Annotated in this window: 11 protein-coding genes and 1 pseudogene; 5 read left to right on the forward strand and 7 right to left on the reverse strand. The window is 32.5% G+C overall.

Annotated features, from left to right (window positions below; genetic code table 11):
• Positions 1-111 precede the first annotated feature (111 nt).
• The 4 genes from MHH94_RS11550 (at position 112) to MHH94_RS11565 (ending at position 5,276) form a co-directional block, all read left to right on the forward strand.
• Complete coding sequence (locus MHH94_RS11550) at positions 112-996, forward strand: DMT family transporter (RefSeq protein ID WP_078355509.1); 885 nt, start codon at positions 112-114, stop codon at positions 994-996.
• Positions 996-1,496, forward strand: coding sequence for a preQ(1) synthase (gene queF, locus MHH94_RS11555; protein ID WP_048539940.1), 501 nt, complete (start codon positions 996-998; stop codon positions 1,494-1,496). The genes MHH94_RS11550 and queF overlap by 1 nt, the downstream gene beginning before the upstream one ends.
• Before the next feature lie 294 nt (positions 1,497-1,790).
• Complete coding sequence (locus MHH94_RS11560; RefSeq protein ID WP_048539941.1) at positions 1,791-3,305, forward strand: peptide MFS transporter; 1,515 nt, start codon at positions 1,791-1,793, stop codon at positions 3,303-3,305.
• A 468-nt stretch (positions 3,306-3,773) separates the two neighbouring features.
• Entirely contained in the window at positions 3,774-5,276 is a 1,503-nt protein-coding gene (locus tag MHH94_RS11565; RefSeq protein WP_078355508.1) for a peptide MFS transporter, read from the forward strand.
• A 39-nt stretch (positions 5,277-5,315) separates the two neighbouring features.
• Here MHH94_RS11565 and MHH94_RS11570 read toward each other — a convergent pair whose 3' ends face one another.
• The 6 genes from MHH94_RS11570 to MHH94_RS11595 form a co-directional block, all read right to left on the reverse strand.
• Positions 5,316-5,897 carry a 5' nucleotidase, NT5C type gene (locus MHH94_RS11570; RefSeq protein ID WP_058591624.1) on the reverse strand — a complete coding sequence of 194 codons (582 nt, stop codon included), beginning with the start codon at positions 5,895-5,897 and terminating at the stop codon, positions 5,316-5,318.
• Between the two features lie 64 nt (positions 5,898-5,961).
• Positions 5,962-7,029 carry a histidinol-phosphate transaminase gene (gene hisC, locus MHH94_RS11575; protein WP_058591625.1) on the reverse strand — a complete coding sequence of 356 codons (1,068 nt, stop codon included), beginning with the start codon at positions 7,027-7,029 and terminating at the stop codon, positions 5,962-5,964.
• 102 nt (positions 7,030-7,131) lie between these two features.
• Entirely contained in the window at positions 7,132-8,646 is a 1,515-nt protein-coding gene (locus tag MHH94_RS11580) for an ABC transporter permease/substrate-binding protein (protein ID WP_078355506.1), read from the reverse strand.
• A complete protein-coding gene (locus MHH94_RS11585; protein WP_048539946.1) occupies positions 8,643-9,605 on the reverse strand; it encodes an ABC transporter ATP-binding protein in 963 nt (320 codons plus the stop codon). The genes MHH94_RS11580 and MHH94_RS11585 overlap by 4 nt, the downstream gene beginning before the upstream one ends.
• Before the next feature lie 89 nt (positions 9,606-9,694).
• Positions 9,695-11,473, reverse strand: a complete 1,779-nt coding sequence (gene recQ / locus MHH94_RS11590) for a DNA helicase RecQ (RefSeq protein ID WP_340841185.1) — start codon at positions 11,471-11,473, stop codon at positions 9,695-9,697.
• A 22-nt stretch (positions 11,474-11,495) separates the two neighbouring features.
• Entirely contained in the window at positions 11,496-13,367 is a 1,872-nt protein-coding gene (locus MHH94_RS11595) for an ABC-F family ATP-binding cassette domain-containing protein (protein ID WP_078355504.1), read from the reverse strand.
• Between the two features lie 85 nt (positions 13,368-13,452).
• Between MHH94_RS11595 and MHH94_RS11600 the strand changes: the two are divergent.
• A pseudogene (locus MHH94_RS11600) lies at positions 13,453-14,268 on the forward strand (ZIP family metal transporter).
• A gap of 432 nt (positions 14,269-14,700) precedes the next feature.
• On the opposite strand, the gene ltaS reads toward MHH94_RS11600, so the two are convergent.
• On the reverse strand, positions 14,701-16,641 hold the full coding sequence (gene ltaS / locus MHH94_RS11605) for a polyglycerol-phosphate lipoteichoic acid synthase LtaS (RefSeq protein ID WP_048539950.1): 1,941 nt from the start codon (positions 16,639-16,641) through the stop codon (positions 14,701-14,703).
• Between the last annotated feature and the right edge of the window lie 90 nt (positions 16,642-16,731).

Consider the following 16,731-nt stretch of genomic DNA (forward strand, 5'->3'; position numbering starts at 1 on the left):
ATTACTTTCATAAAAATTTTTTTGTTAAAAACAATCACTGAATAAGTCATATACTTTTTAAAGTGAATTATGATAATATATGTTCATTGATAAAAAATAGAAGGTGTTTACATGAATTCCACAGTAAAAGGAATAATTGCAATACTCATTTCTTCGATTGGTTTTAGTTTAATGGCAGTATTCTTCAGATTATCTGGTGACTTACCAGTTTTCCAAAAATCACTTTTCAGAAATCTCATCGCGATGATTGTACCTATTTACTTTGTCATGAAGTATAAAGCACCATTTTTCGGTAAATTAGAAAATCAACCGTTACTCATTTTACGCTCTACACTTGGACTTATTGGTGTATTACTCAATATTTATGCAATTGATCACATGGTATTAAGTGATGCGGATATGTTAATGAAATTAAACCCATTCTGGACTATACTACTTTGTGCGTTATTTTTAAATGAAAAAGCACGCAAATATCAAGTAATTGCAATGGTTGTAGCGATTCTTGGTGCATTGTTTATCATTAAGCCAACATTTGATTCAGATATGATGCCAGCAGTTATTGGTTTATTATCTGGAATTTTTGCTGCAGGTGCTTATACTGCACTACGACCTTTAGGACAACGTGAAAAATCATATACAACAGTATTTTACTTTTCATTCTTTTCTACGGTTGCATTAATTCCGTTTGTCATATTTACATATGAACCAATGACACTTTCACAAGTCATCATATTATTGTTATCAGGTGTCTTTGCAACAGTTGGTCAATTTGGTATTACAATTGCATATAGTTTCGCAGCAGCAAAAGATATTTCAATATTTGTATATGCATCTGTAATATTCAGTGCAATACTCGGTTTCATCTTATTTAAAGAAGTACCAGATTTACTCAGTTACCTAGGATACATTATTATATTCTTAGCAGGCTATTATATGTTCAAGAAAGCCCAAAGAAACCCAAAACCTAAAGAAGCAATTAATAAAGGAGAATCATAATGTCAGAGGGAAGAAACAAAGACGATTTAAAAGATATTACGTTATTAGGGAATCAAAATAATCAATATTATGATCAATACAAACCAGAAGTATTAGAAGTGTTTGACAATAAACATCAAGGTAGAGATTATTTTGTAAAATTCAATTGTCCAGAATTCACTTCACTATGTCCTATTACTGGACAACCTGATTTTGCGACAATTTATATTTCTTATATTCCAAACGTCAAAATGGTAGAATCTAAATCATTAAAATTATACTTATTCAGTTTTAGAAACCATGGTGATTTTCACGAAGATTGTATGAATGTTATCATGAATGATTTAATAGAATTAATGGACCCCCATTATATAGAGGTTTTAGGTAAATTCACACCACGTGGAGGCATTTCTATAGATCCTTATACAAACTACGGAAGACCAGATTCTAAATACGAAAAAATGGCAGAGTATCGTATGATGAACCACGATTTATACCCTGAAAATATAGATAACAGATAATTATCCAATATTTAGCCGAGTCATATTCAACATGACTCGGCTTTTTATATACATAAATTCCACATTTCAAAACATATTACCCACCAATAAAGAAAACGCTTACAATTTTAAAAATTTGTTCACATTTATCTTAAGCCTTGCCACTATTGACGCTAGTATTTTTAATAGTCATTATTGTATGAATATTGTTAATCTTTAACTTGTGTTTATTTTGTGAAAGCATTACAATTTAACATGTGCTAATTTTAAGTACATCTAAAAATGAATACAGTTTATTATGAGGGGAAGTAAAAAATGGGTAACAAACATTATACTAAAGAGGAAATTATCCAAAGTACACCACGTACAGGTTTCTTTGGTCATCCTAAAGGCTTGGCTACACTATTCCTTACCGAATTCTGGGAAAGATTTAGTTATTATGGAATGAAGGCTATTCTTGCCTACTACATTTACTATTCAGTAGCAAAAGGCGGCTTTGGTATTGATCAAGGTTTAGCACTACAAATCGTCTCAATCTACGGTGCACTTGTTTATATGAGTGGTGTTATCGGTGGATGGATTGCTGATAGAATTACTGGTACACGCCATGCATTATTCTACGGTGGAATACTCATCATGATTGGTCACATCTTATTATCATTACCAAATAATTTTACATTGCTATTAATCGCGCTATTGTTCTTAATTATTGGTACAGGATTATTGAAACCAAACATTTCTTCTACAGTAGGTTTATTATATGAAAAGAATGACCCAAGAATGGATTCAGCATTTACTATTTTCTATATGTCAATCAACTTAGGTGCTTTAATTTCACCATTATTAATCGGTTGGTTACAAGTAAACGTAGGCTTCCATGCTGGTTTTGCAGTAGCAGCAGTTGGTATGTTCATCGGTTTAATTATTTATTTCATCACAAACAAGAAATATTTAGGTTTAGCGGGCGTTGAAGTACCTGATCCATTATCATCTTCTGAAAAGAAAAAAATGGTCAAAATTGTTGGTATCACTGTCGTAATTATCGCAATCGTTTGTTTCATCCTTAGTCTATTCGGACAATTAACATTGCCTAATTTTGCAAACTTTATTTCAGTACTTGGTGTTGTTCTACCAATTTACTATTTCGTGAAAATTTCATTAAGTAAAAAGACTGAAGATTATGAACGTACACGTGTATATGCATATATACCATTATTCATTGCAGCAGTAGCATTCTGGATGATTCAAGAGCAAGGTTCTACAGTATTAGCACAATTCGCAGATACTAAGACACAATTAAGCATGGCTAAATTAACAGGTGGCGCAATTGATTTTAATATACCAGCAGCATGGTTCCAATCACTTAACCCATTCTTCATTATTATTTTAGCGCCATTGTTCTCAGTATTATGGGTTAAATTAGGTAAATTCAATCCACCTACTGTTTATAAATTTGCTATAGGTGTATTCTTAGCAGGACTTTCATATATTATTATGGTCGTTCCGTTATCAGACACATCAACTTTAATTAACCCAGTTTGGTTATTCGCAAGTTTCTTATTAGTAACACTTGGTGAACTTTGTATATCACCAATCGCATTATCAACAACGACTAAATTAGCACCAAAAGCATTTACAGCTCAAATGATGAGTGTTTGGTTCTTATCAAATGCTATGGCTCAAGGTTTGAATGCTCAAATGGTAAAAATTTATACAAGTATTAGTTCAAATGATTATTTCTTATACTCAGGTATATTCGCAATCATCATTTCAATCATCTTACTTGTAGCAAGTCCAAAAATTAAAACATTAATGGCCGGCGTAAAATAAGATCTAGCCATTTACCAGGTAAGGGCAACGAAAGTTGCCCTTACCTTTTTTAGTATTGGGAAAGTTCTGATTGGTGGGAGTTAGGATGCTGTAACTTCCATTATTTCGAATTCTGGTAATTAGAATGTGCTCAATAAGAGACATTTCTCGGAATTCTGTCCCTAACAGCACCTCTTACGGACATTTCTCGGAATTCTGTCCCTAACAGCACCTCTTACGGACATTTCTCGGAATTCTGTCCCTAATACCAACATCAAGAGCCCTGCTTCACTCTTATCACACAACAATACGAGTTACACAATTAACTAATATGTGTAAAAATACTTTTTAATGATATATTAATTATTTTAGAATATTCACAATATTAGAACTTATTAAAATTTTATTGAATTTACTAACATATAGGGTTAAAATGTTCTTTAAACTTACCTGACAATCGGGGGAAGTTTAGAAAGGAAGCGATTTTTTATGGGCAAAATGACGCGAGAGGAAATGGTTGAAACTGTCCCTCAACATGGATTTTTTGGACATCCTCGCGGCCTAGGTATATTGTTCTTTGTAGAATTCTGGGAACGTTTTAGTTATTATGGGATGCGTGCAATTTTACTGTATTATTTATACTTTACTGTCAGCCAAGGTGGACTAGGTTTAGATAAAATTACAGCTCAACAAATTATGGCCATGTATGGTTCATTAATATTTATGACAGGTATATTAGGTGGTTGGGTAGCTGATAGATTACTTGGCTCTCGTAGATCATTAATGTACGGTGCAGTACTTATTATGCTAGGTCATTTAGTGTTATCTTTACCGTTTGGTTTAGGTGCATTTCTTATTTCTATGATATTAATCATTGTAGGTTCGGGACTTATGAAACCTAACATTTCAAATGTTGTAGGTGGTTTATATCATAAGAATGATAATAGATTAGATGCAGGTTTTGTTATCTTTTATATGTCAGTTAATATGGGTGCTTTATTATCACCACTTATTATCGACAAAGTACGTGTAAGCGTTGGTTTCCACCAAGGATTCTCAATCGCAGCTTTCGGTATGCTTTTAGCTTTAGTAGCATACATTCTATTCCAAAAAAGAAGTCTTGGGGAAGTTGAAAATTATCCTTCTAACCCACTCAATCATAAAGAAAAAGTTAAATACGCTAAAATGTTTACATATAGTGCAATAGGTATTGTTATTCTTTTAGCTATTTTATATTTAACAGGTTATCTTACATTTAATTCAATCAGTTTAATCGTTTTAATTATCGGTATCGTTATACCATTTATATACTGGACAATTATGTATAGAAGCCCTGATATAGATCAAACAGAAAAATCAAGATTACTTGCGTATGTACCATTGTTCTTAGCTTCTGTTTTATTCTGGAGTATTCAAGAACAAGGATCAAACGTACTTGGTGTATTCGCGCAAGAACATACACAATTAGATTTAAATGCATATGGTATTAATTTCGTGATACCAGCAGGTTGGTTCCAATCCATTAACCCAATCTTCATTGTTCTATTTGCACCAGTTATTTCATTCTTGTGGCAAAAATTAGGTAAATACAATCCTTCTACACCACTTAAATTTGTAATTGGCTTAGCATTCGCTGGTATTTCATTTATTGCTATGATGATTGCTATGATGATGCAACAAGCTGAACTGATGAATCCAATTTGGTTAGTATTAAGCTTCTTCCTATGTGTTATTGGGGAATTATGTTTATCACCTACTGGATCAAGTGTTTCCGTTAAACTTGCACCAAAAGCCTTTTCAGCACAAATGCTTAGTCTTTGGTTCTTAACGAATGCAACAGCACAAGGTATTAACGGACAATTAGTTAAACTGATCGAGCCGTTAGGACAACAGAACTACTTTGGCTTAATCGGCGCAATCGCAATTGTCGTTTCACTTATTGTATTATCAATGACGCCAAAAATTAAAAAACTTATGCAAGGCATACATTAAAGTAAAAGACATCAGCTTCCCAAGCTGATGTCTTTTACTTTATTTATATGATTCTGATAAAGATTCTTGTTGTTTATTATATTCCCCGTTTTCACCAAAGAAATATGCTTCTACTTCTTTCCAGTTTTGAACTTTTGGCCATTTATCAATATCAATATTATGATCTGCTGCATACATAATAGAATGATTATTGAAGCTTTCTAGTTGTTTAGGATTATCATCAATTAAATAATCTGTATTGACGATACCTTTATCTCCACAAAATACAAAGTGTTGAGGGTCTAAGAATGGCATATGTTCTCTTAGCCAAGCGTATTTATCAGCAAATGATGTTGGTACGTCCATTGCTGCTGTAACAATATATACGTCATAGTATTCATTTAACTTCTGTACAACTTCCACAGCGTCTGGAAATACTTCTAAGTCTCTAAAAAATCCATTTTCTCTTAAAATGCTTGTCAAAATACCTTGATGTTCAGGCATCATATTACGGATTTTAGTACCTTTAAGTTCTTCCATAGTAACATTAGAAGAAGTTTCTTCATTGTAACGTCTTAAAAGTTTTTTTATTGTGTCAGCTAGCACTTCATCCATATCGATACCAATTGTTTGCTTCGTCATTATACCTTCTCCTTTATATATCAATGTCTACTAGTATACCAAAGAACGCAATGCCTTTCCTTTATTACGAACTGTGTGTTTTAAAGAATTCTTCTAATACTTGTAACATCTTATCGTTATGTTCACTAAAGCCCATCGTAATACGTACACCATTTGGGAATGGTCTTGTGATAAAGCCTTCTTTTATTAAATAATCATATAATACTTGAGGTTCGTCTGTATTAACGTATATAAAGTTCGTTTGGCTATCGTAAATATGTTCTTTAAAAGGTGCATTTAAGAATTTCTCAATTTCATGACGATTCTTTGTTGTAATGTCTTTTAAGTATGCTTGATCTTTAATCGCGGCATCTGCTGCAACAGCTGAAAGTGATGTTACATTGAATGGTAATCTGACAATATCTAATTGGTCTAATAATGATTCATTAGCGATTGCATAACCAATACGTTGTGCTGCTAATCCATATGCTTTAGAAAGTGTACGTAAGACAACGACTTGATTATATTTTGAAAGCAATTCTAAGCTATTTGGCATGTCTTCAGCAACAGCAAATTCTATATATGCTTCATCTATTAAAACGATAATATCATCTGGTACTTTTTGAATAAATGCTTCTATTGCATCATGAGGCAAATATGTGCCTGTTGGGTTATTCGGATTACAAATCCAAATCAGTTTCGTTTTATCTGTAATTTGTTCATACATTGCATCTAAATCAAAATATCCATCTTTAATTGGTGTTGTTTTAACTTGAGCACTTTCAATAATGGCATGATGTCTATACTGTCCAAATGTCATGTCACTCGTTAAAATTTCATCATCTTTTTCAAGAACTGCTCTTGAAATAATCATAATCACTTCATCTAAACCTGAACCAAAGAATATTTGTTCTTTTTTCACATTGAGAAATGTACTTAATGTTTCTTTCACTTCAAATTGTTTCACTTCTGGATAGTAGAATAATTCATCTAAATTAGCTTTGATTGCTTCTTTAACATTTGGTGAAGGACCATATAAATTCTCATTTGAAGCAAGTTTGACCATGTCTCCATCTATGCCGTATTTTTCTTTTAATTGTCTCGGAGATAACCCCGGTTGGTATGCTTGTAATTCACTTAATTGTTGCTTCATTTTTAGACCTCCAAGTTGAATTATAAAAACGGTAAACCGAAATTTACCGTTTGTTAATTTATTAGTATTATAGACCTAATCATTTTCATAAATCAATGGTATTTAATCGATCAAGTCATTCTTCTGTAAATATTCTTTCGCGACTTGATAAGCATCTTCATCCTTGATTGTCACTCTATAATTCATTTCTTGCATTTCTTCATCAGATATTTTGCCTTTTAGTTTATTCATAGCTTTCACTACATCTGGATGCTCTTTAATTGTTTCTTTTTTCATAAGTGGTGCACCTTGGTATGGTGGGAATAATTTTTTGTCATCTTCCAATACAACCATGCCATATTCTTTAAGCTCAGCATCTGTTGAATATGCATCGATTAAATCAATATCGTTACTTTCAAGTGCTTGATATCTTAATTTAGGTTCCATAGTTTTAACATCTTTAAAGTTTAAATCATATTTCTTTTGAATACCTTTGTAACCATCTTCACGGTCATTAAACTCTAAAGTGAAACCAGGTCGAATTTCATCTTCTACCTTACTTAAATCTGAAATAGTTTTAATATTATGTTTTTCAGCATATTCTTTTTTAACTGCTAAAGCATACGTATTATTATATTTCATCGGTTCAAGCAATTGCATATCAAATTTTTTATCAAGACTATTATTAGCTTGATTATATACTTCTTGTTCTGTTGTTGATTTCGGTGTTTCTTTCGTTAACTCACCTAGAACTGTACCTGTGAATTCTAAATATCCATCTATTTCGTCAGACTTTAATGCATTAAATAGGAAAGATGTCTTACCCATACCTGCTTTAACTTCTACAGTGTTGTCAGTTTCTTCTTCAATTAAAATCTTATACATATTTGTGATAACTTCTGGTTCAGATCCTAATTTACCTGCTAATGTGATTTTATCACCTTTTTGAGCAAATAAAGGTATCGTTACAGATAATAAGAATATGACTAATATTGTTCCAAGAATAATTAAAGACTTCTTGTATGAAATTCTTTCTAAAATTCTTAAAAATACATCAAAGAAAATTGCTAAAATAGCTGCAGGAATTGCCCCAAGTAATATAAGAGTTGAATTATTTCTATCAATACCTAATAATATTAAATCCCCTAGACCACCAGCACCTATTAAAGCTGCTAATGTTGCTGTACCAATGATTAATACCATTGCTGTTCGAATACCAGCCATCATAACTGGCATTGCAAGTGGTAACTCAACTTTAGACAATCTTCTACCAGTCTTCATACCTATACCACGTGCCGCTTCAATCAATGAAGGATCTACTTCTTTAATACCGGTATATGTATTCCTTAATATTGGTAATAACGCGTATATAACAAGTGCAATAATTGCCGGTATTCGCCCTATACCAAATAGCGGAATCATTAAACCTAGTAAAGCAAGAGATGGTATTGTTTGTAATACAGCTGCGATGTTAATAATAACTTCGGCTAACTTTTTAGTCTTTGTCAGTAATATACCTAACGGAACTGCGATTACGACTGCAATTAAAAGTGCAATAAATGACAATTGAATATGTTCAATTAACGTTTCTAAAAGTTGCCCTTTACGGCTTGAAAGTGTCTCGATTAAGGCATTCATGAAGAAACACCTCTATTCTTTTCAGCTAAATAACTAAACACGTATTGTCTTGTCACAATATGGCTAGGTGATGCATTTTCTGAATCCATCACAATCGCTTCGTGTTCTGCTAATAATCCATATATGTCGTCAATCGTTTGTTCTGGTGAAACTTTAGGATATTGATCAATAGAATGCGTATTTACTTCTGAAATTGGTTGCGCAATATCTCCTAACTTCACTTGCTTTAATACATGCGCATCCACATTACCAATAAATGATTTTACGAAATCATTCTTAGGGCGATGAATAAAGTCTTCTGTCGTTCCAATTTGTTCCACATGTCCTTGATTCAATAAACAAATACGGTCTCCCATTTTCATTGCTTCTTCAATATCATGTGTTACAAAGACGATTGTTTTTTTAATTTGTGATTGAAGTTCGAGTAAATCATCTTGTAAATTCTTTCTGCTAATTGGATCTAGTGCACTAAATGGTTCATCCATTAAGACAACTGGCGGATCGGAAGCTAGTGCACGAATAACGCCAATACGTTGTTGTTGTCCTCCAGATAACTCACTTGGATATCTATCTCGATATGTTTCAGGATCTAAACCGACCATAGTTAGCAATTCATCTACTCTATTCGCAATATCTTTCTTTTTCCACTTCTTCATCTCTGGTACTTGTGCGATATTTTCTTTAATCGTCATATGCGGAAAAAGCGCTATTTGTTGGAGAACATACCCAATGTCCCATCGCATTTCCGCAACATCATATTCACTTATTGGTTTATCGTTAAAATATATAAATCCTTCTGATAAAGGTATTAACCTGTTGATCATTTTAAGTGTTGTAGTCTTTCCACACCCAGAAGGTCCTATAAGTACAAAAAATTCACCTTCATTAATATTAAAACTTACATTATCTACTGCTTTCTTATCCCCGTATATCTTTGAAACAGCTTCAAACTTAATCATTAATAGACACCACATTCCTCTTTTTTATCAGTGCTAGAATTTCCTTTATATTATTTACCCTATTTTCAAAATATAATGCCTATTCTTTCTTAAATGGGTTGTTTATAATTTTTAATGGTTTCAATAAATATCGGACAATAGTGTTTCAATTTATAACTTCCAATACCGTCGATTAAAATCATTTCTTTTTTAGATTCAGGTAATCGTTTAGCAAATTGCTCTAAAATTTGGTCAGAGAATATAGAAAGCGGTGAAACTTCTAATTCTTTACTTAAATCTTTTCTAACTTCTATTAATCGATTAAACAATGATCTATCAACATCTGTAATCGTTTGAATATCAACGATTTCTTTCGGTTTAGATTTAAATGGTGTTGTCATAATTTCAACTTTTCCACGCAATACATCCATCGCTTCTTGATCAACACTTAATATTTCTTTATGTTCATTTAAATAGCCTTTATAACGTAATTCATCAAGCAAATGATGACATTCATTCGTCGTATAGTCTTTTAAAATACCATAAGTACTGAGTTCATCATATCCTAAAGACGTTATTTGAGGTGTTTGTTCTCCTCTTAATACTTGTATTATCATATTACGTTTTTCTTTTTGTTTTAACCTCGCGATACAACTTAATATTTTTTGTGCTTCAGTTGTCATGTTATATGATTTTTCTGATTGTAAACAACTAGAACATCTGCCACACTCTTCTAATTTTTCATCAGGATTAAAGTAATGAATCATCATCGCTTCTAAGCATTTAGTCGTCTTCGTATATTGAATCATTTGTCGAAGCTTTTCGCCTTGCTTTTCTTTGTATTCATCATCTGCAGAACTTGAAGAAATGAAGAATTTTTGAAGGTCTATATCACGGTCTGAGAATAATAAGATACATTCACTGTCTAACTGATCACGACCAGCTCGACCAGCCTCTTGATAATATGATTCGATATCTTGAGGCATATTATAATGAATCACGTATCTAACATTTGATTTATCGATTCCCATACCAAAAGCATTAGTTGCAATTGCTAATTTGATATCATCTTCAATAAATTTACGTTGTGCACGTTCTCGTTCATCTTTTGGTAGCCCTGCATGATACATCACATTTTTAATCTCTAAATCATCAAATGTTTCACTTAATTGTTCAACTTGTTTTCTAGTAGAACAATAAATAATACCTGATTGATTAATATTTTTCTTCACATAATCTTTAACAAAATTAAGTCTCTGATATGTATTGTTCACTTTAAAAGTTAAGTTCTCACGTTTAATAGACGTTTCAACAATATCACTTTCAGCAATTCCTAATTTTTGAGAGATATCTTCTTGTACTTCTTTAGTGGCTGTTGCTGTTAATGCCACCACCCTAAAATAATGAGGCAAGCTCATAACATGTGTAATTACTTCTTGATAACTTGGTCTAAAATCATGTCCCCACTTCGAAATACAATGTGCTTCATCAAATGCGATGAGCTGTACATTACATTTATTCAACATTTGTATAAATTGTGGTTGATTAAATCTTTCAGGTGCAATATATAGAAATTTCAACTGTCCTGAGACAAGTTCATTCTCTACTCTTTTTTTCTCTTTAGCTGTTAAAGTACTGTTTAAAAATTCAGCTTTGATTCCCATCGATCTCAAGCTATCAACTTGGTCTTTCATTAATGAAATCAATGGACTAATCACAATCGTTAATCCATCTAAATATAGACCCGGCACTTGATAACAAATCGATTTACCGCCACCTGTTGGCATAACACCTAAAGTGGGACGATGATCAATAACTTTATCAATAATTTCTTTCTGTCCATCTCTAAATTGTTGATATCCGAAATACTCTTTTAAAATATTTTGCATCTATATATACACCTCTATACGCTTATAATCTGTCTGATAAGGATGACCAACGCATATAATCTTCTTCATATTGCGTTTCAATTGATGTCTTTTCATTTGCGAGTTCATTTAATTTTTCATAATTTGTAGCATGTTCAACCATTTCTTGGTCGATTTCTTCTAATCTTGTTTCTATATATTCAATATTTTTCTCAAGTTGTTCTAGTTCACGCTTTTCTTTAAACGATAATCTTACAGAAGTCTTAGGTTTCGTTTCTGTTTTTTGAACTTCTTTATGTTGTTGTGTTGCTTTTTTCTCAATCTCTCTTTTATATTCTAAATAATCTTCAAATGTACCTAACATAGGTTCGATTTGCTTATCATGGATATACCAATATTTATTTGCCACTTTATTTAAGAAATATCTATCATGACTTACCGTTATAACCGTTCCACCGAACTCATTAATATAAGCTTCTAATATTGTTAAAGTTTCAGTATCTAAATCGTTTGTTGGCTCATCAAGAATTAATACATTTGGTTCGTGAACTAATAGTTTTAGTAAATATAAACGTTTTTGTTCTCCACCTGATAATTTATTAATTTGAGTGCCATGCGTCTGACTTGGGAATAGAAATCTTTCTAACAACTGCGTTACAGATACAACTGTGCCATCTTTTTCTTTAGCAACTTCACTTTCTTCTCTTAAATAATCAATCATTCTCTTATCTGAAGTTAAACTTTCGTCTTGCTGTTTAAAATAAGCAATTTTCACAGTTTGACCTGTAATGAGATTACCTTCAAATGTTTGATCTAAGCCACTAATAATATTGAGTAATGTCGTTTTACCTGCGCCGTTTTCTCCAACAATACCAATTCTATCGCCTTTTTGAATAATCGTTGTAAAGTGTTCAAATAATTTTCTATCTCCAACAGATTTAGAAATATCGTCTAACTCAAATACTTGTTTACCGAGACGAGCATGCGCTAAATTCAAACTTGCTTCACCTTGTGTTTTTCTATTTGATAAATCTTCTTCTAACGTATTAAATCGTTGTATTCTTGCTTGTTGTTTCGTTGATCTAGCTTTAGCACCTTGTCTCATCCAATGCAATTCTTGTTTATACAGCGCTTTCTTTTTAACATGTTGTTGTGCTTCAATCTCTTCTTTTTCAGCTCTTGCTTCAATATACGCTTCATAATTACCTGGATAACTTGTAAGTTTACCATTTGAAAGTTCAACAATTCTTGTAGAAACTTGATTTAAGAAATGACGATCATGTGTAACAAACATGATTGTATGGGGATATTGTTTAATATAGTTAACGAGCCATTCAATTCCTTCAATGTCTAAATGGTTTGTCGGTTCATCTAATAATAATAAATCTGGTTTACGTATTAATTCTTTTGCTAGTGCAACTCTTTTTTTCTGACCACCACTTAATGTAGCTATTTTTTTAAGATAGTCATTTATACCTAGTTTTGATAGAATAGTTTTAACGTCCGCACTATAATCCCATGCATTTAGTCGATCCATATCAGTTTGATATTTCATCATAAGATCTAAATCTTTAGATTCACCCGTCTGTTGATATTGATTTAAAGCATTTTCGTATTTAGAAATCACTTTCGTCAATTCAGTTTCGTTATTTAACACTTCATCGATTACAGTTAAAGATTCATCAAGTTCAGGCTTTTGGCTTGCATATGCAATTTGGTATTGGTTAGGATAAGATGTCTTCGCATCATAATCATCATCAATATTTGCAATAACTTTAAGCAAAGTACTTTTCCCTGTTCCATTGATTCCAACTAAACCAATGCGTTCTTTGTAAGAAATGGATAAATCTAAATCATTAAAAATAATTTTGTCACCATATTGCTTATTAAGTTTTTCAATTTTATATGCTTCCATGAATTAACATCCTTTAGTATTCTCAGTTTTCAATTAATATATTATACACTTTTTTTCACACAAAAGATATGAAGGAGCAAAAACTATGCAACAGATTTTTACAGAACTACCACCATACTTGCAAGCATTATTCGCAGGTATCATCACATGGCTATTAACAGCATTCGGTGCATCGTTCGTTTACTTGTTCAAAAATATAGACACAAAGGTTATCAATACAATGCAAGGTTTCGCTGCAGGTGTCATGATTGCAGCTAGTTTTTGGTCTTTATTACAACCTTCTATAGAACAAAGTTCACATTCAGCAATGCCTTGGTTACCAGCAGCAATCGGCTTTCTATTAGGCGGATTGTTTATTAGACTACTAGACTTTGTCATACCCCATGCACACCAAAATGCAGTTGATAAAAGTCAGCGAGTAGAAGGACCTGACACTAAATTAGGCAAAAACACTTTGCTATTTTTAGCCATCACATTGCATAACATTCCAGAAGGTATGGCCATCGGTGTTGCTTTCGGTGGTGTTGCAACTGGAAACGAAGGTGCAACATTATTAGGCGCACTCGGATTAGCAATCGGTATCGGTATACAAAACATTCCAGAAGGCGCAGCACTCTCTATGCCAATCCGTGCTTCAGGTTTATCAAGATGGAAGTAATTTAACTACGGTCAAGCATCAGCATTAGTTGAACCCGTATTCGCAATGCTAGGCGCATTACTAGTTATCATTGCTACACCAGTATTACCATATGCATTAGCATTCGCAGCCGGCGCAATGATATTTGTTGTTGTAGAAGAGCTCATCCCCGAATCACAGTCAGGTAATAACACTGACTTAGCTACATTAGGATTAATGGGTGGATTCACAATAATGATGATATTAGATGTCGCTTTAGGTTAGATAGAATACAAATCCCAATCGTGAGGACGATTGGGATTTTTTCATTGATTAATGTGTTGAGGGTTGGGGGTATGGGCGTTGTGTAGATTGGGTGAATTAGAGATGTCGATGATTTTGGGAATGTCTTGGCTTTATTCAGGCGTTAAGCCATGACTTGGATGATCTCTTGGCTTTATTAGGAAGTTAAGCTATGACTTGGATGTTTTTTAAATAATCAAAAGTGTTCATTTCTATATAATCATTTTATATTTTTGAAAAAGATGTGAGTTTACTACAACTTTAACTCACCTCTTTACCAATCTTGTGAGTTTACTACAACTTTAACCCATATTCCTCACTAAAAAGTATATTTTCAGACTCTCACATCTCCCATTTCCAACATAAAAAAGTACCACAAAATCTCATGATTTTGTGGTACTTATCTACTCATAATTATTTTTCTTGATAACCGTTACCGGATTTGTATTCATAGTTTGATGGCTTAACTTTCTTGAAGTCAGGGTTATCATAGAACCTGAATAAGTCTCCGTGTAATAACTGGTCTGATAATTCGAGTTCTTTTTCGACGTTATTTTTATTTTCTTCTAAATCTTTAGGTTTCGTCTTCATAGGTTTATTAGTCTTATTGTCGTACACAGTGCTACCGATTGATTTATATTCTGGCGTTATAAAGTCACCATTTCTAAATGCAACTGTTTGATCGTGTCCTTTAGCTAATAAGTCTGTACCAAACATAATGTAGTTGTTTGACTTAATACCTAATACGTCTAATAGTGTAGGCATTACATCTGTTTGGCCACCGTATGTTTCATCGACGCCACCTTTAAGACCTGGTACTTTCATAAAGAATGGCGTTCTGTTTAAGTCCATGAATTTAGCTGGAGTGATTTCATCTTCACCAAGTAAATTAGCCATTGCTTTATTATGGTTCTCAGAAATACCATAGTGGTCTCCGTATATGATGATTACTGAATCATCATATAAACCTTCTTTTTTAAGTTCTGTCATGAATTTTTCTAATGATTCATCTAAATAACGAGCTGTTTGAATATAACCATCTAATGTTGCACTTCCTGTGTCTGGTTTCTCAATCGTTGCATCTTCTTTACTCAATGTGAATGGGTAATGGTTAGTCAACGTAATTAAATGAGAATAGAATGGTTGTTTTTGTTCTTTTAGATGTGCAATAGATTCATCAAAGAATACTTCATCTTTTAAGCCTAAGTTTTCAAGGTTTTTTTGTTGCATATCATAATAAGTTGCATCATAGAACTTATCTACACCAAAATGCTTGTACACTTGATCTCTGTTCCAGAATGTTTTGTAATCACCATGCATGACTGATGTTTCATAGCCACCTTGTTGATTTAAAATTGCTGGTAGTGATTGATAAGTGTTGTCACCTTTTAATGAGAATGCTGAACCTTGTGGTAAACCGAAAATACTATTATCCATCGTTAACTCTGAATCGGCTGTTTTACCTTGTCCCGTTTGATGGAAGAAGTTTGGATAGTATTTGTAACCTTTATCACCTTTAGCTAAAGAGTTTAAATAAGGTGTTACTTCTTCACCATTAACTTTGAAGTTAATTAAGAATGATTGGAAACTTTCTAAGTGAATTTTAATAACGTTCTTGTCTTTAGCGATACCAAACGTTTCTTTGTTAGGTTCTTGATACTTCTGTTTTGTATAATTTTTAACTTGTGTTAAATCATCTTCACTTGCCAATGCTTTTTGCGAATTATTTTGAATCGTTTTAACCCCATCATAAACCGTAAAGTTATAAGGTCCTAAATATTTAACTAAATATTTATGGTCAAATGTACGTGTTAATAATTCTGGTCTATCTGATTCAGCAAATGCTAAGTTTAGGAAAAATAGTGCTACTGCTACACCCATAACAACTGGGACAAATTTCTTTGGAAATGCTTTTACTGATAAATTATTTCTCTTAAAGATCAACACAAATAAGAATATGATCGTATCTGTGAAATATATAAAATCGTACCAAGAGAATGAACTATATACCGCACCAGACATTGATTCTACGTTGCTTACTTGATTCAAAGTACTAAATGTTAAGAAATCTGAAAAGAATCTAAAGTACACGACGTTCGCATATAGTAAGAACGATAGTACAAATCCAGCGATAAAAATAAACCAGAACGACTTTCTTCCCTTAAAGAATAAGAATACGCTCAATATTAGCGCAATCAAGCTGTATGGGTTCATTAATAAAATTAAATTCTGTACGAGTCCCTTTACCCCGAGTGACAAATCTACATAATAGGCAAAATAAGTCTTTAACGCTATTGCTAAAATCGTTAGCAAGAAGAATGTAAAGACGCCTATCTTCCTATTTTTAGTTTTCATACCGTTCCTCCGTATCTCAACTCATATCAATTTTCATTATTATTTCATTACATATTATTGAAGGTTGTAATATTCTTGTAATATTTAATG

The organism is Mammaliicoccus sp. FSL K6-3158, from assembly GCF_038005105.1.
In the GTDB taxonomy this organism is placed as follows: domain Bacteria; phylum Bacillota; class Bacilli; order Staphylococcales; family Staphylococcaceae; genus Mammaliicoccus; species Mammaliicoccus sciuri.